Origin of the sequence: Nitrosomonas sp. Is35 (genome assembly GCF_033063295.1) — a bacterium.
Classification (GTDB): Bacteria; Pseudomonadota; Gammaproteobacteria; order Burkholderiales; family Nitrosomonadaceae; genus Nitrosomonas.
The window spans coordinates 2,882,925-2,907,991 of the sequence record NZ_JAWJZH010000001.1; the positions used below are offsets into that span (position 1 = coordinate 2,882,925).

Annotated in this window: 25 protein-coding genes; 16 read left to right on the forward strand and 9 right to left on the reverse strand. The window is 52.2% G+C overall.

Annotation, left to right across the window (positions count from 1 at the left end; all coding sequences use genetic code 11):
• Positions 1-171: 171 nt before the first annotated feature.
• Together R2083_RS13450 and R2083_RS13455 are read right to left on the reverse strand one after the other, a co-directional pair.
• Positions 172-735, reverse strand: coding sequence for a PAS domain-containing protein (locus R2083_RS13450; protein ID WP_317538733.1), 564 nt, complete (start codon positions 733-735; stop codon positions 172-174).
• Positions 732-3,653, reverse strand: a complete 2,922-nt coding sequence (locus R2083_RS13455) for a chemotaxis protein CheB (RefSeq protein ID WP_317538734.1) — start codon at positions 3,651-3,653, stop codon at positions 732-734. Before R2083_RS13455 ends, R2083_RS13450 begins: the two co-directional genes overlap by 4 nt.
• A gap of 254 nt (positions 3,654-3,907) precedes the next feature.
• On the opposite strand from R2083_RS13455, the gene R2083_RS13460 reads away from it, so the two are divergent.
• Entirely contained in the window at positions 3,908-4,399 is a 492-nt protein-coding gene (locus R2083_RS13460) for an SRPBCC family protein (RefSeq protein ID WP_132424108.1), read from the forward strand.
• Positions 4,400-4,471: 72 nt separating this feature from the next.
• Entirely contained in the window at positions 4,472-5,506 is a 1,035-nt protein-coding gene (locus tag R2083_RS13465; protein WP_317538735.1) for a methyltransferase, read from the forward strand.
• Here R2083_RS13465 and R2083_RS13470 read toward each other — a convergent pair.
• The 5 genes from R2083_RS13470 to R2083_RS13490 form a co-directional block, all read right to left on the reverse strand.
• The gene (locus tag R2083_RS13470) at positions 5,503-6,597 is read right to left on the reverse strand and encodes an ADP-ribosylglycohydrolase family protein (RefSeq protein WP_317538736.1); all 1,095 of its coding nucleotides are present in this window, start codon (positions 6,595-6,597) and stop codon (positions 5,503-5,505) included. The genes R2083_RS13465 and R2083_RS13470 overlap by 4 nt on opposite strands.
• A 134-nt stretch (positions 6,598-6,731) precedes the next feature.
• Positions 6,732-7,553, reverse strand: coding sequence for a GTP cyclohydrolase FolE2 (folE2, locus tag R2083_RS13475; protein ID WP_317531750.1), 822 nt, complete (start codon positions 7,551-7,553; stop codon positions 6,732-6,734).
• Positions 7,554-7,625: 72 nt separating this feature from the next.
• Complete coding sequence (gene dxs / locus R2083_RS13480) at positions 7,626-9,470, reverse strand: 1-deoxy-D-xylulose-5-phosphate synthase (RefSeq protein WP_317538737.1); 1,845 nt, start codon at positions 9,468-9,470, stop codon at positions 7,626-7,628.
• Between the two features lie 35 nt (positions 9,471-9,505).
• Entirely contained in the window at positions 9,506-10,399 is an 894-nt protein-coding gene (locus R2083_RS13485; RefSeq protein ID WP_317538738.1) for a farnesyl diphosphate synthase, read from the reverse strand.
• Positions 10,389-10,643, reverse strand: a complete 255-nt coding sequence (locus tag R2083_RS13490) for an exodeoxyribonuclease VII small subunit (protein WP_317538739.1) — start codon at positions 10,641-10,643, stop codon at positions 10,389-10,391. The genes R2083_RS13485 and R2083_RS13490 overlap by 11 nt, the downstream gene beginning before the upstream one ends.
• Positions 10,644-11,097: 454 nt before the next feature.
• Between R2083_RS13490 and R2083_RS13495 the strand changes: the two genes are divergently transcribed.
• From R2083_RS13495 to R2083_RS13540, 10 genes are all read left to right on the forward strand, one after another.
• Positions 11,098-11,562: a hypothetical protein gene (locus R2083_RS13495; protein WP_317538740.1), complete on the forward strand. Its 465-nt coding sequence runs from the start codon at positions 11,098-11,100 to the stop codon at positions 11,560-11,562.
• A 94-nt stretch (positions 11,563-11,656) separates the two neighbouring features.
• A complete protein-coding gene (locus tag R2083_RS13500) occupies positions 11,657-12,808 on the forward strand; it encodes an N-acetyltransferase (RefSeq protein WP_317538741.1) in 1,152 nt (383 codons plus the stop codon).
• Positions 12,805-13,644: a nucleotidyltransferase family protein gene (locus R2083_RS13505; RefSeq protein ID WP_317538742.1), complete on the forward strand. Its 840-nt coding sequence runs from the start codon at positions 12,805-12,807 to the stop codon at positions 13,642-13,644. Before R2083_RS13500 ends, R2083_RS13505 begins: the two co-directional genes overlap by 4 nt.
• Positions 13,645-13,711: 67 nt before the next feature.
• Positions 13,712-14,794 carry an LPS export ABC transporter permease LptF gene (lptF, locus tag R2083_RS13510; protein ID WP_317538743.1) on the forward strand — a complete coding sequence of 361 codons (1,083 nt, stop codon included), beginning with the start codon at positions 13,712-13,714 and terminating at the stop codon, positions 14,792-14,794.
• Positions 14,791-15,855, forward strand: a complete 1,065-nt coding sequence (gene lptG, locus R2083_RS13515) for an LPS export ABC transporter permease LptG (protein WP_317538744.1) — start codon at positions 14,791-14,793, stop codon at positions 15,853-15,855. The genes lptF and lptG overlap by 4 nt, the downstream gene beginning before the upstream one ends.
• A 101-nt stretch (positions 15,856-15,956) precedes the next feature.
• A complete protein-coding gene (locus tag R2083_RS13520) occupies positions 15,957-17,189 on the forward strand; it encodes a CDP-alcohol phosphatidyltransferase family protein (RefSeq protein WP_317538745.1) in 1,233 nt (410 codons plus the stop codon).
• 25 nt (positions 17,190-17,214) lie between these two features.
• Positions 17,215-18,219, forward strand: coding sequence for a diacylglycerol kinase family protein (locus R2083_RS13525; RefSeq protein ID WP_317538746.1), 1,005 nt, complete (start codon positions 17,215-17,217; stop codon positions 18,217-18,219).
• 15 nt (positions 18,220-18,234) lie between these two features.
• Positions 18,235-19,209, forward strand: coding sequence for a hypothetical protein (locus R2083_RS13530; RefSeq protein ID WP_317538747.1), 975 nt, complete (start codon positions 18,235-18,237; stop codon positions 19,207-19,209).
• Positions 19,210-19,251: 42 nt separating this feature from the next.
• Positions 19,252-19,899, forward strand: coding sequence for a DUF2959 domain-containing protein (locus R2083_RS13535; protein ID WP_132424047.1), 648 nt, complete (start codon positions 19,252-19,254; stop codon positions 19,897-19,899).
• 37 nt (positions 19,900-19,936) lie between these two features.
• Positions 19,937-20,476: a YaeQ family protein gene (locus R2083_RS13540; RefSeq protein WP_317538748.1), complete on the forward strand. Its 540-nt coding sequence runs from the start codon at positions 19,937-19,939 to the stop codon at positions 20,474-20,476.
• Positions 20,477-20,513: 37 nt separating this feature from the next.
• Here R2083_RS13540 and R2083_RS13545 read toward each other — a convergent pair whose 3' ends face one another.
• Positions 20,514-20,864: a DUF488 domain-containing protein gene (locus tag R2083_RS13545; RefSeq protein WP_317538749.1), complete on the reverse strand. Its 351-nt coding sequence runs from the start codon at positions 20,862-20,864 to the stop codon at positions 20,514-20,516.
• A gap of 79 nt (positions 20,865-20,943) precedes the next feature.
• Positions 20,944-21,327 (reverse strand): surface-adhesin E family protein, encoded by a 384-nt coding sequence (locus R2083_RS13550; RefSeq protein ID WP_317531767.1) that lies wholly within the window; start codon positions 21,325-21,327, stop codon positions 20,944-20,946.
• 321 nt (positions 21,328-21,648) lie between these two features.
• On the opposite strand from R2083_RS13550, the gene R2083_RS13555 reads away from it, so the two are divergent.
• The 4 genes from R2083_RS13555 (at position 21,649) to R2083_RS13570 (ending at position 25,042) form a co-directional block, all read left to right on the forward strand.
• Positions 21,649-22,296, forward strand: a complete 648-nt coding sequence (locus R2083_RS13555; RefSeq protein ID WP_317531768.1) for a MotA/TolQ/ExbB proton channel family protein — start codon at positions 21,649-21,651, stop codon at positions 22,294-22,296.
• On the forward strand, positions 22,283-22,684 hold the full coding sequence (locus R2083_RS13560) for a biopolymer transporter ExbD (protein WP_317531769.1): 402 nt from the start codon (positions 22,283-22,285) through the stop codon (positions 22,682-22,684). Before R2083_RS13555 ends, R2083_RS13560 begins: the two co-directional genes overlap by 14 nt.
• A 10-nt stretch (positions 22,685-22,694) precedes the next feature.
• Positions 22,695-23,558, forward strand: coding sequence for a hypothetical protein (locus tag R2083_RS13565; RefSeq protein WP_317531770.1), 864 nt, complete (start codon positions 22,695-22,697; stop codon positions 23,556-23,558).
• Positions 23,559-23,704: 146 nt separating this feature from the next.
• Positions 23,705-25,042 (forward strand): HD-GYP domain-containing protein, encoded by a 1,338-nt coding sequence (locus R2083_RS13570; RefSeq protein WP_317531771.1) that lies wholly within the window; start codon positions 23,705-23,707, stop codon positions 25,040-25,042.
• Positions 25,043-25,067: the final 25 nt, after the last annotated feature.

The window sequence follows — 25,067 nt, forward strand, 5'->3', positions numbered from 1 at the left end:
CTATCAATAACAGCAAGCAGGAGGCAAAGCGGCATGCGCTTCATGCATATTCAATGAAGCGATTCATTGTGATTACAGATGAAATCAAGCTGTCTTGCAGCTACGGCAATTCAATCCATCGTCAGGGATTGGATAAGCACACAGTGCGCTGGAAATACAGCGATTACCTGCTCAATCCGGTTTTTTTTGTTGCGTGATATCGGTCAGAGCAACTCGCAGCACCGGGGGTTCATCTACTGTCACTTTGCGCAGGCAGTCGAGATGGCCATCAAACTTCGATCCATTGGTACGCACCATCTCCAGACGAAATTTTTGTGGCTCAGAATACTCATGCTCCATCATATTCATGAACTGACGATGCCAATGATCTCTATCGCTGTCGGCGACAAATGCCGAGAAACGATGATTGATCAGTTTTGCGCGCTCGGCAGCCAACAACACAGAGCCCGTCAGATTAATTGTGTTAATCAAGCCGTTCCGGTTGATGGTGATGTAGCTGATCGGAGCAAACTCATAGAAATCCACATAGCGATCGCGCGCTTCTTCCATTGCGGCATGCGCTCTTCGCAACTCTTCATTTTGCGTTTCCAGCTCAACTTTATGCACCAAAAGCTCGTGCACCAGTATTTCGGTAGGATTGGCTGCATTAGCACTTCCCGAGAAACTTTCCACCATAGCCTCGGCCTCTGCTCTCAACAGTTCGCGCCGTTCAATACCATCCCACTTTTTTTTCATGCGCTAGTTTCCTTTATTTCACTGAAAGGCGGTTGATCGCCGGCACTTTCAATCATCAATAGAATCAACGATAATTCACTGGATTTTCCGACAATGCGGCGGGCATTCAAGCGTATCTTTTGGTGCCCGATCACAGGAAAATCATGTTCTACTATAAATCCCTCAAAGGCCTGATCACGCGGCAAAATAATCTCCAGCAGTTCCCGCAAGGCTGGGATATTCCATTGACCGTTACCCAAATCGTAAATCTTCCGCTCAATTGTATCAGCAGCGGTTACTTGGAAATACTGAAAAAAAACACGATTGGCCGAAATAACCTTTAACCCCCCATCCATGACTAATAGCGGCTTATCGATAGTATCGACGACGCTCTCCGCCAGATCACGCGTCAATCGCATATCCGTCTCTGCTTGGACGCGCTTGCTGATATCGGTGAACGTCAGCACAACGCCATCTATCACATTATCCAAGGTACGATAGGGTTGAATACGCACGAGATACCAGATCCCGTTATCGGTTTGCACTTCCTGTTCGAACGGTATCAGCGTTTCCAGCACGGTATGCGCTTGCGTCAGTAGTGCTTCACCGGCGATATTGGATTTTATATCGCTCAAAGGCCGCCCCACGTCGGTAGGTACCAGCCGGTAAATCATGGTCGCATCACGCGTAAATCGTCGAATAATCAACTTTTCGTCAAGGAATACCGTGCCAATATGCGTATTATCAAGCAAATTCTTCATGTCATTCTGCATGCCAGCCAGCTGCTCAATTTTGGCTTGCAGTTCAGAATTGACAGTGATCAGCTCTTCATTGACCGATTGCAGCTCCTCTTTGGAAGTTTCCAGTTCTTCATTGGTTGACTGCAATTCCTCATTGGTCGATTGCATTTCCTCATTGGTCGACTTGAGTTCTTCGTTAGAGGCCTGCTGTTCCTCCAAGGTGGCTTGGTAGTTTTCTTTCAGGTAGGCAAGATCACGCTCTAATTCTTCGATGCGCCCCAGCTCTGCCGGCTTAGCACCCCGTTTGGATCGCGGCTTCACGTTTTTTGGACTAGCGGTCTCTTGGAAGCTCACCAACAGAAGGCTCTGATGGCTATCATAGCTCGCAAGCGATCGGACACTCAGCTCAACCGTTGTGACACCATCATTCGTTTTGATCTGCACGGCCTTGTTCAGGGTTGGCGTGCCTTCATTGGCTGCTGCGCGAATGGCCGCACGCAGCTCCAGTTCCAATCCCTCACGAGCCATCTCAATGACATTCAGGCTGGCCTGCCCTGGCGCCGGACGCAAATATTTGCCGGTCTCGCCATGTACATAAAGGATATCACCATTGAGGTCGGTCACTACCGAAGCCGGTGAAAAACATTGCAGCAGCACGCGGCGGGTGAGTTCAGCAAAATTGGTTTCCTTCGGTTTCATCATGATTTCCTCAGGTGCTTTTCCAGCCACTCCTGTAGTCCAGGTTAAAACGTTCGTCATCACGGCGCGAGAAGAAGCGATCGAATGGATAGCCCGGTAGAATTTCCATTTGCGATTGATGGGAAAAAACAGCTCGGTATGATTGCCAATGCTTTCCGAGGGTGAAAGAAACAGAACGCCGCCGGGCCTGAGCGCGTAATGGAAGGTTGGAATTAATTGGTTCTGTAATTCCGATCCGAGATAAATCAGCAGATTGCGGCAACTGAGCAGATCGAGTTTGGTGAAAGGAGGATCTTTCAGTACATTCTGAATGGCGAATACCACCATTTCGCGGATTTCCTTCTTTATCCGATAGCCAGTATCATCTTTGGTAAAGAAGCGGCGCAATCGTTCCGGGGTAATCTCCTGAGTGATATTGGATGGATAGATACCGGCACGAGCGATAGCGATGGCCTCATCGTCCAGATCGGTGCTGTAGATTTGCACTTTAAATTCGCGATGATTTTCCTCCATCCATTCTTTGAGCAATATCGCGATAGAGTAAGCTTCCTCGCCGGTAGCGCAGCCTGCAACCCAGGCGCGGAATGTGGATTGCTCCGATTTGTCTTTGCATAACTTCGACAGGATCTCTTCCCGCAGCACGCCAAACGCATCCGCAGCGCGAAAAAAGCTGGTGACATTGATCAGCAACTCTTTGAATAAGGCGGTTACTTCCGCGGGATTTTCTCTGAGAAACCGGGCATACACATCCGTATCCGCAATCGCATGATGCAACATACGCCGTTCAATTCTACGGGTGATGGTGCTTTTTTTGTAGAGTGAGAAATCGTGACCGGTTTTGGCGCGCAATTGCATCAGGATATGACTCATTCCACCGGCCCTTTTAGGGTCATGGAACGTTTGATCATGCTCATTCAACGGACGGACACCCAATTGCAGCGCTTCCGGCATTTTGTCGACCGGTAGCACATGCGTGGCACAACCTGCCTGAATGGCGCTGGATGGCATACCGTTATATTTGGCGGTAGTTGGTTCCTGCACCAGCGTCACGCCGCCTGCACCGAGAATGGCGCGTAACCCCCGCGTGCCGTCAGATCCGGTGCCGGATAGAATGATCCCGATAGCATTTTCACGCTGATCTTCAGCCAAGGATTGCAGAAAAGCATCGATGGGCAGACGCTGTCCGCGCGGCTCATCAGGCAAGCTCAATTGCAATTTTCTGTGAAAGATCGTCATATCGCGATTAGGCGGAATGACATAAACGTGATTGGGTTCAACTAATATTTCATCTGAAGCTTCGGTCACCGGCATGGCCGTAACACGCTGGAGAATTTCAGTAAGCAGACTGGTATGGCTGGGATCAAGATGCTGCACCAGCACAAAAGCCATACCACTGCTGGCGGGAACATAGCGGAAGAATTGTTCCAAGGCTTCCAAACCACCGGCTGAAGCCCCAATGCCCACAATAGGAAAAGTAACTGCTGTGTTTTCAGAGGTCATGAAAGCAACACTGAACTAGTAGGTGGCAGATAGCTGATCTCGGATGGTTGGTTTGCTTTCAAAAAAGTTCTTTTACAGGGTTTCCCGAGGCTTTCTTCATTATATCCTTCATGTTCTTGATTTGCATACCCGCTCTCATCTTTTCACTCTCACCCGGCAAGCAACCAAAGTACTTGTAATCCTCTCTTGATTGGTTTAACGTCTCGGTTGGCAATCGATTAACCTGCTGAACTCGACGGCAAGGGCGCAACGCTATGTTCAACTTAGGTTCCATGCTCAATCTGGGCTCTACCGAGCCGGTCATCGGACGGGCGCACACCATCGTGTCCTGCTCGGCCGCGGAGCTTTTCCAGTATATTGGCGTGGGTCTATTCGATAACTATCCGAAATGGTCTCCGGAAGTGAAAGAGCTGGAGCAAATCACGCCCGGCCCTGTCCAGCTTGGAACGGAAGGGCGGCAGGTACGCGTTGATCAGGGGCGGCGTTCGGAATCGAAGTTCAAAATTTCCGCCTTTGAGCCAGGTCAGCGCATCACATTGGTTGGCGTATCCGACCCTTTCCGCTGCACTTATGAATTACAGGAAATCAGTCCGGCGCAATCCACTAAATTGACATTTTCTTTTGAGCTGCTGGAAATTCTGGCGATTATGCGGCCTTTTGAAGGATTGGTACGGGTTGCCATCAAAGACGGCGCGGGCAGGACCGTACAAAACATCAAGCGCTTGGTTGAAGCGAAGCCATCATGAAAATTCCCGTTTGTCCGCAACCGCTTTGGCTGATGATCTTCACCGCAATCGCTTAATGTTCAAGGAGAACTAATGACACAACCTACCTCTTCCAACATTCAAATACCGCGTGTCGATGATCGTCCGGTATGGGATGTGGTGTTCGCGGTTTATGGTTATCCTGCTTTATTGCTGGCGCACCGGCTCAAAGTGTTTGCCTTGCTGGAGGATAATCCGCGCACGTTGACAGAGATTTGCGATGCGCTCAATCTCAAGCCGCGTCCGGCAGAAGCGATTCTGACCGTCGCTACCGCACTGGGTTTTTTGTCGCTACAGCAGGAGCGTTATGCTCTCACTGCGGTGGCGGAAGAATACTTACTGCTGAAAAGTCCCAATTACTTCGGTTTTCTCTGGGATCTGATGATCGACAATTATCAGGTATGCTCCTTCACAAGCCTGGAAAAATCCATTCTGACCGATTCACCGCAGATTTACGGCGGCGGCGACATTTATCAATCGCACGAAGAACAGCTCGAATTGCTGCATCGCTTTACCAGCGGCATGCACAGCATGAGCATGGCTTCCGCGCTGATTTGGCCGGGCATTCTGGATTTCTCCCAGCACCGGATGATGCTGGATATCGGCGGCAGCTCCGGCGCGCATTCGATCGGCGCGGCTCTGCGTTTGCCTAATCTGCAAGCGATTGTCCTGGATTTTCCACAGGTATGCGAAGTGGCCGAAGGATACATTGTGGAATACAACCTGCAAGAGCGCATTAAAACCTGCGGCGTCAATATCTGGAACGATCATTGGCCATCCGCCGATCTGCATTTCTTTTCCAACATGTATCATGACTGGCCGCCGGAAAAATGCCATTTTCTGACCGCAAAAAGTTTCAGGTACTTGGAATCCGGCGGGCGTATCGTGATTCATGAAATGCTGTGCAACGACGATAAGACCGGCCCGTTCGCACCGGCCGCTTTCGGCATGATGATGATGGGCTGGACGGAAGGGAAGCAATACTCCGGTTTGGAACTCTCAACCATGCTGAAAGAAATCGGCTTTGAGGACATCCAAATCCATAAGGCTTCCGGCTATTACAGTATCGTAACCGGGCGAAAGCCTTAATTTCCAGTGATTGCGCTATCCGTCTGCGCAGCGAGGCTTTTCGCTAGATTTATAAGTGATTCCGAGTCCTCGAGTCCATCGAGAAAGCGCTGAGGGATACCAGCCAACCCCACCTGGGCACCCACTAGCGCACCGGTAAGAATCGCACGCGCTTGATTCTGGCCTCCGCCATTGACGGCATGCAACACAGCGGACTCAAAATCATCCCCAAAACGAGCAGCAAGATAATACACGGCGGGCAGTTGGTGATAAATGGCGCACGGCATGCCATAGACGATCGACACTTTCCACGCCGGTTCGATGCGAATATCCTCATCCGCCGCCGCTTGGGCCATATAAGACGGCGTCAGCAATGCATCCGGCGATGCAAAACGCCCGGCGCGTGGCGGATCAGGATCGCCTGGGCGCGGCGGTTGCAAATCGGTGAAGGTTACGGCATGAAAGGGCAGTTTCCCGGTTTTCACCAGTTGCATCAATTTTCCGGACAACGCCGCATCCAAAGCATGCCCTTGCATCAGCATGCTCAGCACGGCCGCATAAGCAACCGTCATTGAAATTACCGTATCGTCGATCTGGGTCAGGTGAGTATTGCTTACTACTGTAGCGGCCAGCTCGGCAGGCTGGAAAGCATAGCGGACAGCAAGCGCCAACGTGCGCTCAATCGCTTCGGTGGTATCCGCATGTCCGCCTGTTTTCCCCCACGGCAATTTTTGCTCCACCCGGCAGCGCCAGGCATCACGAATCGATTGGCTGGTGTAACCGCCCGGCCCGCTCATGGGCGTGCCGTCGAGAAATGGAAACAGTTGTTCGTCCAACCTGCGGCAAAAATCGGCTTCGTCGTATCGGCCATTTTCAACGAGGGAATGCAACATGTGCGTGAGGATGATGCCTGATTGGGAGAGCTGACCGGCCTTGCGTCCGCTATGGTAGCGGCCCGGTTTGGGATCGGTATAAGTGGTGATCCATTCCCCGTAATCACGCCGCAATTCGGCGAGATTGTAATACCAATGAGGACCAAGCGCCAAAGCATCGCCGATGAAAGCGCCCATAATGGCACCGGCGGCGCGTTCCTGGTTAGTCGTGTGCGACATGAAAGCCTCCTTGACCGGTCACAAGTGCTGCGGCAGCACTTCTTATGCTGCTGAAACCATTGACAGCTGCGGCGCCTCCGGTTTCAGGTGCATTCCTAGCTGTACTAGCCGCAAAAAAGCTTCAAAGCGGCGATTTATTCCAGCGCTATCCCCGAGGATTGGGTTTTGTCATTCTTAATCAGTGCATACGCTGAATGATTATGAATCGATTCAAAATTCTCCGACTCAACCACATAGGCATCGATTCGTTCATCGCGGTTCAACACTTCGGCGATATCCCTGACGATGTCTTCGACAAATTTGGGATTGTCGTACGCTTTTTCAGTCACGTATTTTTCGTCCGGCCGTTTCAGCAAGCCATAGAGTTCGCACGACGCATTCGTCTCGGCAATCCGGATAACATCCTCAATCCATACAAAACTGTTGGTGCGTACGGAAATCGTCACATGCGAGCGCTGGTTATGCGCGCCGTAATCGGATATTTTCTTCGAGCACGGACAAAGGCTGGTGACCGGAATGATGACTTTCATGGTGAACAGGTACTCACCATCTTTAATTTCACCAATAAAGGTCACTTCGTAATCCAACAAACTTCTGACCTGAGAAACCGGAGCGGATTTATTGATGAAATACGGAAAGGACATTTCGATATGACCCGAGTCCGTTTCCAGCTTCTGAATCATTTCCCGCAAGATGACCTGGAACGACTCAACGGAAATTTCTCGTTCATGGCTGTTGAGGATCTCGACAAAGCGGGACATGTGCGTGCCTTTGAAGTTATGCGGCAAATTCACGTACATGTTAAATACCGCGATGGTATGTTGCACACCATCGCTTTTATCCGCCACAACCACGGGATGGCGTATAGCTTTAATCCCTACCCGGTCGATCGCAATACGCCGGGTATCGGGCGAGCTTTGCACATCGGCAATCGGCAAATCTATCTGTTTATTCATGTCTCTCTCCTGTGCGATGAGGAATTCATTCCCGGCAACATCGAATCAAATATTCAGCCGATCCCAGAAACGTTACGCAGGCAAAATTGCTCGCACTGATTTAATAATACCGTCTTTATCCAGCCCGCAATCCGCCAGCATTTGCGCATGATCGCCCTGGTCGATAAAAACATCCGGCAAACCCAGTTGCAGCACCTTGACATTGATCCGTTGACTGTTGAGTGACTCTGTTACAGCACTTCCAGCGCCACCCAGAACCGTATTCTCTTCCACCGTCACCAGCACATCGTGACTGGCTGCCAGAGAGGCCACCAAATCATCATCTAAAGGCTTGATAAAACGCATATTAGCGACCGTCGCGTTCAATTCTTCCGCTGCGCTCAGACACGGTGTCAGCATGCTGCCAAACGCCAGCAATGCAATCTTCCCCCCCTGGCGGCGGATTTCCCCCCGGCCTATGGGCAACGCCTGCATGTCCTTTTGAACCTTCACACCCGGCCCGGTTCCCCGCGGATAGCGCACCGCCGACGGTGTATCCAGTTTAAAAGCAGTATACAACATCTGCCGGCATTCATTTTCATCCGCCGGCGCCATGACGGTCATATTCGGAATACAACGCAGGTACGACAAATCAAAGCTACCCGCATGCGTCGGCCCATCCGCGCCCACCAGACCGGCCCGGTCAATGGCAAACACCACCGGCAAGTTCTGGATGGCGACATCGTGAATCAGCTGATCGTAAGCACGCTGCAAAAAGGTCGAATAAATCGCCACCACAGGCTTCAAGCCGTCGCAGGCCGCGCCTGCGGCGAAGGTGACGGCGTGTTGCTCGGCAATACCGACATCAAAATAACGTTCGGGATATTCCTGTGAAAAACGCACCAATCCCGAGCCTTCGCGCATCGCCGGAGTAACGCCGATCAAGCGGGAATCCTGCGCTGCCATATCGCACAACCAATCACCAAATATTTGCGTATAGGCTGGTTTTCCAACCGGCTTGGCGACAATGCCTTTTTCCGGATCGAATTTTCCAACACCGTGGTACAGAATCGGATCTTCTTCGGCCACTTTGTAACCGGCGCCCTTGCGAGTCACCACGTGCAGAAATTGCGGGCCGTCCAGTTGTTTGATGTTGTTCAGCGTGGTAATCAAGACATCCAGATCGTGGCCGTCGATCGGGCCGATATAATTAAATCCGAATTCTTCAAACAAAGTACCCGGTGTCACCATGCCTTTGACATGTTCTTCGGCGCGTTTAGCCAGTTCCAGCACCGGTGGAACGACTCCCAGCACTTTCTCACCGGCGCGCCGTGCCGTGGCGTAGAAACGTCCCGACATCAGCTTGGCCAGATAATTGTTCAATGCACCGACCGGCCGCGATATCGACATATCGTTGTCATTCAAAATAACCAGCAAATTGGCGTCCATCACACCGGCGTTGTTCAATGCTTCAAACGCCATCCCGGCGCTCATGGCGCCATCGCCGATGATCGCAATCGCGCGCCGGCCGGTATGATTCAGACGCGCGGCAACCGCCATGCCCAGCGCGGCACTGATCGAGGTGCTGGAATGCGCGGTACCGAAGGCATCGAATTCACTTTCGTCACGGCGCGGAAACCCGGCAATCCCGCCGTGCATGCGCAGCTTGCTCATGCCTTCGCGCCGTCCCGTCAGAATCTTGTGCGCGTAAGTCTGATGCCCCACATCCCAAACCAACTGGTCGTGCGGCGTATTAAAGACATAGTGCAACGCAACGGTTAATTCGACCGTACCCAGATTGGAGGACAAATGCCCGCCGGTTTTTGCTACCGATTCGACAAGAAAGTCACGGAGCTCATTGGCAAACTGCGGCAATTTCTTTTGCTCCAGTTCACGTAACTGGGATGGCGAGTTAATGGTATCTAACAGTGGATACATTCAAGACCTGAAAATAAAAAAGAAAGAAGAAAAACTTAGAATTTACGTTTAATTATAAAATCGGTTACCTGGCGCAATCTTGCCGCGGCTTCACCGAAACCATCCAGTGCTTGATCCGCATCGCGTTGCAATTTTTCCGCCAGCTCACGCGCCTGACTGATACCCAGAATACTGACATAGGTGGGCTTATTGTTTTCCGCGTCCTTACCGGCTGTTTTGCCCAATGTAGCGGTCGTCGCTTCGGCATCCAGCAAGTCGTCGACCACCTGAAATGCCAGACCGACACACTTGGCAAAATGATCCAGCTTGTTTAACTGTTCGTCAACCAAACGGCCGCTGCACCGCGCGCCCAGCATCACCGCCGCGCGAATCAATGCACCGGTCTTATGGATATGCATGAATTCCAACTCCGGCAGGCTTAGCATTTTACCGACGCTATCCAGATCAAATGCCTGCCCTCCCGCCATGCCACGCGAACCCGAAGCCAGCGCCAATTGCGCAATCATTTCCAGTTGTGCTTCCGGTGTATCCGCCAAACGCTTTTCCGCCAGCAGCTCAAAAGCCAGCGTTTGCAAACTATCGCCCGTCAACAGTGCGGTTGCTTCGTCAAATTCTATGTGACAAGTCGGTTTACCGCGCCGCAACACATCATCATCCATACACGGCAGGTCGTCATGCACCAACGAATAGGCATGGATTAATTCCACTGCTGCCGCGGCGACCGTTACGCGCTCTACATCCGCTGCCGCAAGCTCACCTGCCGCAAATGACAACAGCGGACGGACTCGTTTGCCGCCACCCAGCACGGAATAACGTATGGCTTTATGCAATCGTACCGGAACGCAATCGCTCGCGGGCAGTCTCGTATCCAGAAACGTTTCAATCCGTGCCTGACAACCGCTTGCCCAACTCTGAAAATCAACGCTCATCGCTATCGGATCTAGTGAAGTTTTTTAACATACCGGCTTCCAGCACACGCACCTGCTGTTGCGCGCCTTGCAGTTTATTTTGACAATATTGCAACAACTCCGCTCCCCGCTGATAGGCTGCCAGAGAAGCTTCCAATGACATCTGCCCCGCTTCCATGGCCGTCACGATTTTCTCCAATTCAGCCGACGCCGCCTCAAAGCTCTCCGGTTGCGATGGCGCAGCCTGTTTAGATGATTTGGTCATAAGACGCCAGCAAGAAACTCATATGCAGAATAATAAGTGGTTCAATTACAAAAAAACAGACAAAAATAACGCAATTAGCAGTATCAGGTCAATTCAAATTTAGAAATGGCCATCATCATACCTTCTTGAAGCCGGGGACAAGCACTCAAGAAGCCGCACAGATCACCGGTTACCTGTGATTGCAATTATCGCAGGAAAATTGACTGCGATTTCCCGATGACTTGTTTGCACTGTCAGCCGCGCACTGGTAATCATATTGATCCATGCATATTACTATGGCAAGATACGGGCCTTGGATGGCATCATCGAAACCGGTAAGCATATGTGATGAAATAAAAATGGCCGCTTGCCTATTTTGATCGCCACACCCGCTTATTTCAGCAATATTCTTGGTAGCGGTTCGCAGTATAAGAACCTATTCTATTTTTTCTAACGCACATTAATTGAGAATATCGTGAACGAAATCCTTGATCAAATCGCCTCATATTTTGAAACCGTGCCGCTATGGCCCTTTGTCTTATTCGGCTTGCTTGGGGTAGTGGCTATTATGGTCGATATCGTTAACCGCAAGCGCCGCGCCATGGCCATCGAAAATTTCCGCTATACCATCGAAATTGAATTGGCCGATATGTATCCGCAACATAAACGCTGGCCGCCCAACATTAACCATTACCTGACATCCCGGTTGCCGGAGATGTATCAAAATTTTGAAGTGCTGCGTGTTTTCATCCGGCAGGATCATTTACTCAAATACAACACGGATTGGAACAATTTTCGTGATTTCTGCCGCACACTTACCGATGAAAAAATTGCCGCAGCGGAACAGAACGCTACCGGCCAATCCGCCAGCAACGAACCCGATCCCAAAGCCGTTTTTCATCAACTGATAGCAAATTTACTGAAGCATACTGAAAAGTAGGAATTCCCGGTGCCGCCGGACAAAACAGCAAATCGGCATAAACTTATAATTCTTTTTCGCGGCACTATCATTAAAACGACACCGTTCACCTGCCATGACTCAACACGATAAGCCGGTCAATCCCAGAGTAACGGTGCGCCCGGTCATGTCTTACCGCGATATGGGTAAGTTTATCGAGGTGCCGTGGCATGTCTATGCGAACGACCCGATGTGGGTGCCGCCGCTACGTCTGGAGCGGCGTTTTCATTTTTCCCGCTTCAATCCCTATTTTAAGCATGGCGAATGGCAAGCCTGGGTCGCCTTTCAAAACGGTCAGCCGGTTGGGCGCATCAGCGCGCAAATCGATTCGCTGCATCAGGAACGCTATGGCGCCGACAGCGGCCACTTCGGCCTGCTGGAATGTATCGACGATGCGGAAGTTTTCGCTGCGTTACTGCTGCACGCGGAAGCCTGGCTCGCTTCACGGGAAATCCGCCGGGTCAGCGGCCCGTTTAACCTGTCGATCAACCAGGAATGCGGCATTCTGGTCGAAGGATTCGATACGCCGCCAGTGGTCATGATGCCGCATTCGCCGCGCTGGTATAGCCGTTTACTCGAAGCACAAGGCTATCTTCCGCAAAAGGATTTATTGGCTTACAAAGTCAAAGTCGATTTTGAAATACCGCGTGTCATGCAAGCAGTAATTAACCGGTTCTCGCCGAAAATCAAATTACGCACATTACAACGCGATCGATTCGATCAGGAAATGGAGACGCTGCGCGACATCTTTAACGATGCCTGGTCGGAAAATTGGGGTTTTATCCCATTTACGCGTGAAGAATTTGCTGAACTGGGCAGCAGCCTACGGCTGTTATTGCCCGACGACTATATTCAAATCGCCGAGGTCAACGGCGAACCGGCGGCATTTATGGTCGCACTGCCCAACCTCAACGAAGTGTTGATCGAACTCAACGGCAGTCTGTTTCCGTTCGGCTGGCTGAAACTAATCAATAAAGTCCGCAACCACCAAATCCACACTGGGCGCATTCCGCTGATGGGAGTGCGAAAAAAATATCATAATACTCCGGTCGGTTTGGCGCTGGCCTGCCTGGTCATCGATGCGCCCCGTCAAGTAGGCATGAAGCGGGGTGTCAAGGAAGTTGAGATGTCCTGGATATTGGAAGATAACATGGCGATGCGCGGCATCCTCGACAGCATTGGCAGCGAACAATACAAGCGCTACCGTATTTATGGAAAAACACTATGAGCGCTGAATCCCATCCGGCAGCGCAGCGGTTCGCCGCGGTGGTTCTAGCTGCCGACCGCACCGGCAAAGATCCCATTACGTTGCATACCGGCTCGGCCTGCAAGGCTTTCGCACCGGTGGGCGGGGTACCGATGATTATTCGCGTTTTGGATACATTGAAGGCTTGCGATCTGATCTCCAGCGTCATCTTGTGCGGGCCTCCCGAATCGCTGCACGATCGCTGCCCGGAATTAAAGCAGCGTATCGCTTCCGGGCAGGTGACCTGGCTGCCGAATCTGGATTCTCCCAGCCGCAGCGCTGATCGCGGCCTCAGCCACATACCGCTCGACACACCGGTATTATTAACCACGGCCGATCATGCCTTACTCACTCCCGGCATCGTGCGCAGTTTTTTACAGAATGCCCTGACCATGCAGTGCGATGCCGCGGTAGGCGCCGTCAGCGGGCAAGCCATCGCCGATGCATTCCCCGGTTGCAAGCGCACCATTATCCGTTTGCGCGATGGCGGATTCCGCGGCTGCAATCTGTATGCATTCAACCCGCAAGGGCGCGCACTGGTCGGATTCTGGCAGCAAGCCGAAGATTTGCGCAAACGTCCGTGGCGGTTGATCGGACAGGTGTTGGGATTCAACGCAGTATTGTTATATGTCTTTGGACTGCTCACATCGCAACGCGCTTTAGCTGCGGTATCGGAAAAATCCGGGGTCAACATCCAGCTGGTTATGCTGGACGATCCTCGCGCCGGTATCGATGTCGACAAGGTTGAAGATTTAATGCTGGCGGAAGCAATCCTCGGCCGGAAAACCGGTTCCGAAGGCAGCACTGATCCATCTTGAACAATATTCACCTGTATTCCCGATGATATTCGCCTTATTGTCAGTCAATAACTGATCAAACCGATGTATGAAATTAATTGAACGGTATATCGCGCGCGAAATATCACTGCCTTTCACGGTAGTTATCCTTGTTTTGGTCGGTCTATTCGCCAGTTTCATCAGCGCCCGGCTGTTAGCAGGCGCCGTAACGGAAACCTTGGGCGTTTCCGCGCTGCTCAAGCTGGTATTCTTAAAAACGCTGATCGCGCTGGAAGTATTAATCCCCATTGCCCTCTATATTTCGGTCATCATCGGCCTCGGCAGGCTCAGCAAAGATCAGGAACTCAACATCATCCGCACGATGGGGGTCAGCGGCACGCGCATTGTACTCACGGTATTGACGGTAGCAATACCGGTTGGCCTTATCAGCGGCATGCTGTCATCGTATGTGCGCCCGTGGGCCTATGCCGAAAGCTATATGCTCGATGCGCAAGCGGAAGCGGAACTCAACACCAATCGTTTCCAAGCCGGGCGTTTTTATGGCAGTGAAAAAACCGGCCGGGTTGTGTATGTGCGCAGCAAAAACGACGCTGACAAGGAAATGCAGAATATTTTTCACTACATCAAGAAAAAAGAAGGCAGCGAAATTGTCATTGCCAAGCAGGCCCGTCAGATTCAACCGGCAACTAAGGAAGAAAGACCGCACATTCTGTTATCCGACGGCGTAGTGTACGAGTTGAGTAAAACAGCCAATATCGACGATGTCATACAGTTCGAGAAGATGACTTATTTCATCGACAACGACTATGTGCTGAATTACCGGCGCAAGGCAGCCGCCACTCGCACCTTATGGGAATCCACGCAGCCGCGTGACATCGCGGAACTGCAATGGCGGCTTTCCCGCCCGCTCTCGGCGATTCTAATGGCTTTGATCGCGGTGACATTCATTCGTATCTCGCCGCGCCAGGATAAAACCGAGCGAACCTACATCGCCGCCGCCCTGGTTTTCGCCGCCTATTACAATCTCAGCGGATTGGCCAGATCCTGGGTTGAACAAAGTGTGGTCGGCAGCATACCGGGTGTCTGGTGGCTGGATCTGCTAATGCTGACAGGACTCGGTATGTACGCATTGTTATCAAACAAAAAACAGCTCTTCGCGCGCCCGCAATGATTATTTATCGCTACATTGCCTACCAGGTCCTGATCGGCTTCGTGATGTCCACCGCCGTCCTGCTGCCATTATTCAGTTTCTTCGACCTATTGGATCAACTGGATGACGTGGGTAGAGGAACTTACCGCGCCCAAGACGCGTTCCTCTACACAGCCATGATATTGCCGCGCCGGTTTATTCAGATCGCACCTTTTATCGCATCTCTCGGCACGGTGGTTGCGTTGGGAAAACTAGCGGTCAATTCGGAATTGATCGCCATGCGGATTGCCGGCGTTTCCCCGTTGCAGATCAGCTTCGCGCCGTTGAGCGTTGGTATTGCGCTACTGTTGCTTGTCGCCATCCTGGAACAATTTGTCGCGCCGCAACTGCAACAAAAAGCCATCACCAATCGCGCCATCGCGCTGGAACAAAGCGCGGAACTAGGCAAGAACCTGGGGATCTGGACGCGCAACGAGCATAACATTCTGCGCATCGGCATGATCGTGCACAACAAACGCGCGGCCGATATCGAGATTCTGCATCTGAACGCGGAAGATCGCCTGCTCTCGCATACCGTTGCTGAATATGCCGACATTGTGGAAGATCAAGTCTGGGAACTCAGCAATGCAGTAATCAGAACATTCCACGACGACGGCCGGATCTCGGTGAATCATGCCAGTTCGATCCGATGGCCTTCCTTCGTCAATCCGGAAGATATTGCAACATTGACCAAGCCGCCGGAAAGCTTGTCGCCGCTGGAATTGGTACGGCATGTGGAATTTCTACGCAGCACCGGCCAGGAAGCCGATTCCTACGCCCTGGCGCTGTGGCGCAAGGCGGGCGGCGCGATAATGACGGTGGCCATGCTGCTACTATCGGTTCCGCTGGTGTTCGGATCGATCCGTTCCGGGCTGAGCAATAAGCTCATTCTCGCCGCGCTGATCGGCCTTGCGGTTTACTTGCTCGATCAAATTATCGCCAATGCCGGTCTGATCCTGCGCTTGAACCCCGCGCTCGTCGCTCTGGCGCCGGGATTGGCGTTGATCAGTCTGGCCATGCTCTGGTTACGCCGGACTTCTTAACAGCCGTGTATTAACTGCTGTTATTGTTACCGCAAAACATCTAAAATCTCATAGTTTGGCGTAACGTGTTGCACTTGAATAATCCTAATTCTCCATCACACATGTCGACTGCAACTTATATCTATTTTTTCGGTGAAAGTGAAATAACCATCTGGGGATTGACCGGACGCGAGCGCTTGCGGCGCATGCTGCAAACGCATAAGGACATCATACTGACCGATGACGTTGAAAAAATTCCCGTTACCGCTACCGCCCTATTCCTGAATTCCAATTTTCTATTCGATGCCCGGGTGCTTAGCGCATTGCTCGGCATGGATAAGAAAATCGCCTTGTATAGCGACGAAGGCTGCCCCGCGGCGATCCGCACCGACGGCAATTATGCGCCGCAATTGTTGCGCAATCTCAATAACAACAAGGATCAGAACTATAAATTCGCGCTGCTGACGATCCCGCGCGTTGGATTAAAAGATCTGCATATCGATTACCAGCAGAATCTAAAAAAGAAAGATCCGCCGTACATTCTGCCGGTCAGCGAAGCCAACCGTCCGTTACTGGAACAAGAGCTGTTTTCCGGATCGTATAAAGGCGTCACCGATCTGGTCACCAAATGGGTCTGGCCAGTACCGGCATTTTGGACCACGCATTTTTGCGTGCGCCACGGCTGGTCACCCAATCACGTGACCTATCTCAGCGTGGTGTTTGCCGTGCTGGCGGGATTGGCGTTCTGGGGGGGATTCTTCGGTATCGGATTACTGATGGGCTGGTTCATGACCTTTCTCGATACGGTGGATGGAAAACTGGCACGCGTCACGGTGACATCCAGCCGCTTCGGTGATGTCTTGGACCACGGCTTGGATATCATTCACCCACCGCTGTGGTATCTGGCTTGGGGATTGGGTCTGGAAGGCACAGCGACGCCGCTGGCTCCTTTGGGAATTCTAATGGGACTGATGTTTTTGGGATATGTCGGCGGACGGTTGTGCGAAGGCGCATTCCAGTTCTGGCTGGCGCACTTCGACATGTTCATCTGGCGCAAAATGGATTCTTTCAACCGCTTGATCACGGCCCGGCGCAATCCGAACCTGATTTTGCTCACGTATGGCTGGTTAAGCGGCCGCCCGGACATCGGATTGCTCTTAGTGGTGCTGTGGCACCTGGCTTCAACCGGCATTCTGCTCTGGCGCTTGGCCGATGGCTGGCAAACCAAACAAAAGGAAGGCTCGTTGCGTTCCTGGTTGCAGGATATCGATCCGGCGCGTGATCGCGAACAATGGGCAGTGAAAATTTTCACGCGCGCCCCGATCGATCTTAGAAAACCGTTTCCGCTTTCGTAACAGCTACATTTCATAACAATACCTGATGACGTTACAAGCGCGGATTGACCGTCTGAAAAGCGGAACAGCCAGAACCGGTTGTTTGCTCAACCCCATGGGCGGTCAGGTACGTAAGCGCAAACCGGCGATCCGGCAAGCGTTGGACGACATACCCGGCATGCTGGTGTGCGAAGCCAGTGATGCGATTACTTTCAAGAGCGCGATTGATCAATTGCTTCAGGCGGATATCGACTTACTGGTGATCGTAGCCGGTGACGGCACCACGCACGCCATCTTCAGCCATTTATTCGCAGCACGAGCCCCCGCTGACTGGCCGCTCATCACGATCATACCGGGCGGTACCACGAATATGACGCCGCTGGACCTGGGCGTGCGCGGCAAACCCGAACAAATCATCCGCCGCTTGCACACCTATTTGCGCAGACCATCCGCACCAAAACTGGTGCAACGCCCGGTATTGCGGATCGAACAGGCTGGCATGAGTCCGATTTATGGCATGTTCTTCGCTGTCGGATTGGTCGCGCGCGGCGTAAAATTTTCACGCAGCCCGGTCAAGCAAATCGGTATCACCGGCGGCATTTTCACCGCGATGATCATGCTGCGATCGTTGATCGGCATGCTCGCCAACATGATTCTGGGCCGTCAGCAAAGCGAATGGGCGCCGGTCAACATGACCCTGACGGAAGCCAGCAGACGGATTCACCAGGGCACTTATCTGTTTGCATTGGTCAGCGCGCTGGATTGCCTGTTATTGAATATCCGCCCGTACTGGGGAACAGAACCGGCGCCGTTGCATGTGACATTGGTCGATCAGCAACATAAGCGTCTGTGGCGCTCGGTATGGCCGATATTATCGGGTGGCGGCGCGGTGCTACAGGAAAAAGACGGCTACTACAGCCACAATACCGGCTCCTTATCGGTGCACATGGACGACGAATATATTGTCGACGGTGAATTGTACCGGTCGGTTAATCCGCAAGCGCCAATCAACATTACCGCTACCGATCCCGTGACATTTCTCGTGCTATAGCTATAGGATATCGCCATGACCAACCCTTTACTCTCAGCCACTGCGCAACTGCCCGCCGAATTGATCGATGAAGTTGCGGCGGAAAGCAAAAAAGCGGTTTCCGCCGATTTCGCCCCTTTGGTGGATGCGCTTATCATGCGCTTTGGCGAGTCGCTCGATGCCGTAATTCTCTATGGCTCCTGCCTGCACTCCGCCGTGAGCTTAGAAGAAGGCATCGTCGATCTGTATGTCGTCGTCGACAGCTATCACAAAGCGTATCCGGAGCGCTATTTGGCCACCCTCAATGCCTGGCTGGCGCCGAATGTATTTTATCTGGAAGTGCCGCATCAGGAAAAAACATTGCGCGCAAAATACGCCGTCATTTCCACCGCCGATTTTGCGCGCGGCGCGCAGTTCTGGTTTCATTCCTACATCTGGGCGCGCTTTGCGCAACCGTCACGGCTGCTGTATACGCGCAATGATGCGGTGCGGCAGCGTATTTATGCCGCATTGGCGCATTCCGTCATTACCTTTTTAAAATCCGGCGTGCCCGCGCTGGAAGCCGACACCCTGGATGTCGAGGAAATCTGGACTCGTTGCCTGATCCTCACCTACGCCGCTGAATTGCGCGCCGAAAATGAATCGCGCGCGCGTCATCTGGCACAAGCCAACCGGGATGCATTTACCCGCCTGACAGCCGCCGCCAGTCCGCTATTGACAGAAATCCTGGAAAAACAGGGAAACGGGCAGTACCGCTGCCTGACCCGTCCGGTCAGTCAACGGCAAGCATTGTTGCGCTGGCGGCTGCGCCGCTGGCAGGGCAGAGTCCTGTCGATCCTGCGCTTGGCCAAAGCTACGCTGACCTTCAGCAATAGCGTCGACTACGCCGCCTGGAAAATCGAGCGGCACACCGGTGTGCGCGTGGAAGTAACACCGCTGCTGCGCCGCCACCCTATTTTATGGGGCTTGAAAGTAGCCCGGCAATTATTACGGCGCGGCGTATTGCGCTGACGAACATCATCTGATTAACATAAACTTTCATTGGAGACACGCATGAATCCTGTCATTCGCTTATTTAGCCTGCCGGTATTGTTGATGCTGAGCGCTTGCACCACGATGTATCTCGAAGGCCTGGAAAAAGTCGGCATTCCCAAACGCGACGTGATGGTCTACCGCGTTGAGAAAGCGCGCGACACGCAGCAAGAAACCAAGGAACAGTTCAAGTCCGCCCTGGAACAATTCACCGCCGCGACGAATTTCCAAGGCGGCGATCTGGAAGCCACCTACAAAAAACTGAACGATGCTTATGAAGCCAGCGCCGGTAAGGCGGAAGAAGTCAGAAGCCGCATCGCCGATATCGAAAGCGTCTCGGAGGCGCTGTTTACCGAATGGAAGCAAGAGATCACGCAATACAGTAATGCATCGCTGCGGCAAAACAGCCAGAAAAAACTCGACGCCACCCAAGTGCACTACCGCCAGCTGATCGCATCGATGAAACAGGCAGAAGCCAAAATCGAACCCATCCTCACGGTGTTTCACGATCAGGTCATGTACCTCAAGCACAACCTCAATGCACGCGCGATCGCTTCGCTCAAAGGCGAATTGGGCAACATCAAATCGGATGTTTCGGTTTTGATCGCTTCGATGGAAAAATCCATCAATGAAGCGAATGCGTTCATCAGCACGATGGAAAATAAATGACACCGGCCACTCGCTTAAAGAGTCCAATGGGGTATCTGTGGCACTGAAACCGACCATTTATAAATTCAAAATCGCGCTGACCGACCTCAACCGCCAGTATTACGACACACTCAACCTGACCATCGCGCAGCATCCGTCCGAAACGCTGGAACGGATGATGGCGCGCATGCTCGCATACTGCCTTAATGCGCAGGAATGGCTGACTTTCACCAAAGGACTGAGCAGCGCCGAAGAACCCGATCTCTGGGCGCACACTCCGGATGGCCGGATTGCGCTCTGGATCGACGTCGGCGAACCCGCCCCCGAGCGCATCAAAAAAGCCACCCGGATCGCGCAAACCGTCAAGGTGTATAGCTTTAATTCCAAATCGAACATCTGGTGGATGCAGGAACAAGCAAAATTCAACGAACTGACTGCGTCCATTTACCAACTTCAATCACCGGATATTCAAGCATTGGCCAAGTTGGTGCAACGCACGATGGATATCTCCGTCACCATCAGCGAACAATCGGCTTATGTGGCGGCGGAAGCAGGGGAATGCGAGGTGGGATGGGTGGCTTTGCTAACCATCGATTAACCCGGCTTCAACAAGCTAATGGAATTGCTTAGCGACGTTACGTTAAGCCCTCGAGATGCGCTTTGAGTACCAGCGCATGGCTATGCTCCTTGTCCTTCGCACCGTACACGAGTGTAACCGGTCCACGACGCACATGCTCCGCGAGTTGTTCCACTGCTTCAGCATTATGGCGCAGCTCTGAAAAGTAACGATCGCTAAATTCGCTCCATTTTGCTGGATCGTGATCAAACCACTTCCGTAGGGATGTACTGGGGGCGATATCCTTGAGCCACAAATCAATGCGCGCCGAATCCTTGGAGACTCCCCGCGGCCAAAGCCGGTCTACCAAAACCCGGAATCCATCATCCGGCCCGGGCGGTTCATACGCACGTTTCAGCAAAATGACCATCGGCGGTTACTCCATGAATAATCACTGAATTAACATTTGTTTCAAATTCCCCCACACCGCGAAATATCAGCCGGTGGATTCAATCTATGCAAACCGTTTCCTCAATATGCCGGAACATCGAATTCGCTGAAAAGCTAAACCAATCCAGGGATTCTTCGTGGTGTGCGCCGATCACCATGCCGGTGGCTTCTTTATCCGGGTACAGCAACATCGTGATTGAACGGGCTTTGTGGCGGGTGCAGTCGAATTCGTACAAAGTTTTCACCGCATGATGCCCGCCTTTTTGCTTCTCAGCGTAACTGGACAACACCCAGATCTTCCTGAATTGACCGTCTTTCCGCAGAGTTCCGGGATCAAAATAGTGCGTTTCACCGGATTTCCCGGCAATATCCACGCTCACCCATTTGGCCTGCACGGGTAGCGCAGCTAGCAGTAAAACAAGTACCAATACACATTTTTTCATGATTAATCGCTATAATTGATTGTGCAATTTTATTTTCTTCTCCCCCAGAATCCCCACGCCGCAGGTCATTCCCACCGGGGCTTCTTCTTTGTTGCAGAAAGCAATAAATGCCGGTCATTTTGCCACTAAATAGTTTCCACTGTGGGTGTTTTCAACTATTCTTAGCATCCAGTCAGCCTCGTCATGGCAGCAATGAGAATTTATTTTGTGCGGACATTTTGCATCGTTTGACTGACTGCAAGAATTGCTTGTGTGCATTAAATCCGCCGGGTACTGGAAGTCTACCGCGTTATGAATAGCATTAATCTGGAGTTAAATATAATGGAAGAGTTGAATCAAGCCTGGGTCATGTTGAAGCTTGGCGGGATCATTATCGTTCCGCTGGCTTTACTGGCGATTGTCGCGCTGGCAATCATGTTCGAGAAAGCGTTTATCTACTGGCGCTACGCACGGTTATCCAGCGATTTGCTAAACCTGGTGGAAACCTATGGGTTCAAATGGAATGATCTGGAAAAAATACTTTCCGGATTGGACAGCCGCCACTATTACAAGCGTTTTTTCGAGGTCGTGATTTCCAACCGGCATCAACCGGCCTGGTGGACGGAATCGCGTGCCGCCGATGAAGCGCAGATTATCGAGGAAGCGCTGGCGCGCCGTCTCTGGGCTTTGGAAACCATCGTCACCGCCGCGCCGCTGCTGGGGCTGGTCGGTACCGTGGTCGGTATGATGCGCGCCTTCCAGGTGATCGGCAGCGAAGGCGTGGTGAATCCCACAGCGGTTACCGGCGGTGTGGCGGAAGCGCTGATTGCGACCGTGGTTGGGTTGGCGATTGCGCTGGTAGCGTTGTTCGGTTTCAATTACTTTTCCCGCTTGCAATCGCTGACGATGGATGAAATGGAACGCCTGGGTACGCGGCTGATCGACAACATCCGTCTGGATCAACAGAGCACTAGCAATGAAGCTCCGTAAATCGCGCACGGTTCAGAAAGGCAGAATCGAGATCATCCCGATGATCGACGTGATGTTTTTCTTGCTGGCGACATTCATGCTGGCTTCGTTATCGATGCAAAATCTGGATTCATTGCAGGTCGACCTGCCCGAAGGCCAGGCGGAAAAGCTCAGCGCGGAAAAACCGGCTACATTGACACTGACCAAAGACGGCAAAATCTATATCAATCAGACTGCGGTTACACTGGATACACTGGCCAACACGCTCAAACCGCTGCTGGCAGACTCCAAGCAAAAATTGATTGTGTCGGCGGATAACGAAGCGCCCCAGGGTATCGTCGTGCAAGCCATGCTGCGAGCCCGCGCCGCCGGTGCCCAGCATTTTCTGATTGCAGTGAAACACAAATAACGTACAAAGCATGGCCAGCTCCCGATCGAGAGAAATTCGCCTATGGTGGCCGTTGCCGCTGGCTGCGCTCGTCTGGGTACTGATTATCTGGGGTTTGGGATTTTTTCTGTCCATGCCGGAGGTGGAAATTGACACACCGCCGCCCATCGCCGCCAGTTTTATCGATCTGAGCGAAGACGAAAACGCCACCAGTTCGATGCCCGCATCCGCGCCCAGCCCGCCCCCGCCACAACCGGAAAAACCCAAAATCGAAGAACCCAAGCCCGCGCCCAAATCACCGCCGCTGCCTGCTCAGGCAAAGCCGCAAACCAAGCCCAAGGCAGCCGATAAACCCATAAAACCGAAAGCGCCCATTCCTGCGAAAGAAGTCGCAAAAACCAAAGCGCCGCCGCAACCGCCCGCCGATGCGCCGTCGGATCTTTCCGAATACATCAATCAATCCAAAGCACGCCGCCGCGCGGAAGGGCTTTTCGATACGCCGGATTCCGCTCCCGCCGCCACGGCCAAGCAACTGTCCGCGGATGAAATCCGCATGGCCAATATCCGGCGCAATCTGCAAAACCCCGGCACCAGCGGCATATTTCAGATTCTCCGTATCGGCCCGCGCACCGCCGATTTCTCATTTCGCGCCTGGACCACGGGGCAAAGCAATCCGCGCCTGCAAACGGTTCACGTCGAAGCCGGGCCGGATGGCAATGTCGAACTGGCCATTATCCGCCGCATGATTCAATTGATCCGCGAACATTACAAAGAAGATTTCAACTGGGAATCGCACCGCCTGCATCGTGTCGTGGTGTTATCTGCACGCGAGAAAGATACCGCGGGGCTGGAAGAATTTCTGATGCGCGAGTTCTTTATTAATCCTGTACGGTAAAGTCTGCCGGACTTAAGAAACACTCCCAATACGTCGTAACAATAAAATATGAGAAAGCTTCCGCGATCTCTATTTTTATTTACCTGGAATTAAACATTAAACTCTGATAGATAAATATTATCTACCTACCCGCCAGCCTTCATAGAATGATAAGCAATAGCACAATCGAAGTTTCCGTTAGTGACTTACAACTGGGAATGTTTGTCAGTGATCTTGATCGCCCCTGGCTTGAAACACCTTATCTGATTCAAGGCATTCTGATCCAGTCGCAGAATGACATTGACGAGCTTAAACGCTATTGCGCGCATGTTTACGTGGACATGGATAGAAGCGAGCCATTCATTGCGCAACAACGCGCGCCGCATGCCACCACTGCGCCGGATTCTTTGCTTCAGCAATCTCCAGGGCGACCCATGCCTCACGCCGATTCTCGCACTTCATCCAGCGCTACAAGCTGGCACCAGCCGCCAACAGGAACGCAAGAAGCCGAACCGCTGGATGTGCTGCGGCGCGTTAAAACCTATGCGGATATTTGCACGGCTGAACAAGAAATCCCGGCAGCAGTAAAGGCACATGACATTGCCTCCACTTTATTCAACGATATCAGTTTCAACCTTGAGCACGAAATCAAGATTGATATGCAGAAGGCTCATGAGGTCGTCGACACATTGTGTGAAAGCGTTATCCGTAACCCCGATGCAGCACTTTTACTGGCGCAGCTTAAAACCACTGGCAAAGCGCTTTACGATAGCGCGATCAAGACCTCGGTCCATCTGTTGGCGTTCGGGCGGCATCTTGGTCTGCCGCGTAAAGAACTGGCAATACTGGGTTTGGGCGGATTGCTGATGGATATCGGCAAATTACGCTTACCCAAAGCGATTCAAGCCAAAAGAAACATGTCGCTCACGCCGGATGAGCGCAAGCTGATGAAACGCCACATCGCCTATGGAGAAGAGATAGCTTCTCAGCTGAGTGATGCACCGGAAGAAGTCATTAAAATTATTCTTCAGCACCATGAGCGCGAGAACGGCAATGGCTACCCTTTCGGTTTGTACGCCAATCAACTACATGCTTATTCGCGCATGGCGGCTATCGTCGATTGCTATGAAGAGATCATCTGGGGAGAGCCCAGCATGCCGGGCATGAAACCATTCCAAGCCTTGAAGGAGCTCAAGGAAAATGCGCAAAACGGCCTCAATTATACTTTGGTGGAACAATTTGCCCAGTGTGTCGGCATGTTCCCGGTAGGCAGCCTGGTTGAGCTCAATACAGGCGAGATTGCCATCGTGCTCACGCATAATCGCACACAACGCTTTCTTCCTTGCATCATGATCATTTGCGATGCCGGAAAAAAACCCTACAGCACCCCGTTGACCCTGGACTTAAGAACCGCTGGAGCAAGCCCGAGCGGTATCCAGTATGCCATAGTCAATGATTTACCCCAGGGTGCTTATGGAATCGATCCCCAAAAATATTACTTATAAGCTGTTGCACTTACCGGCGCCGTGA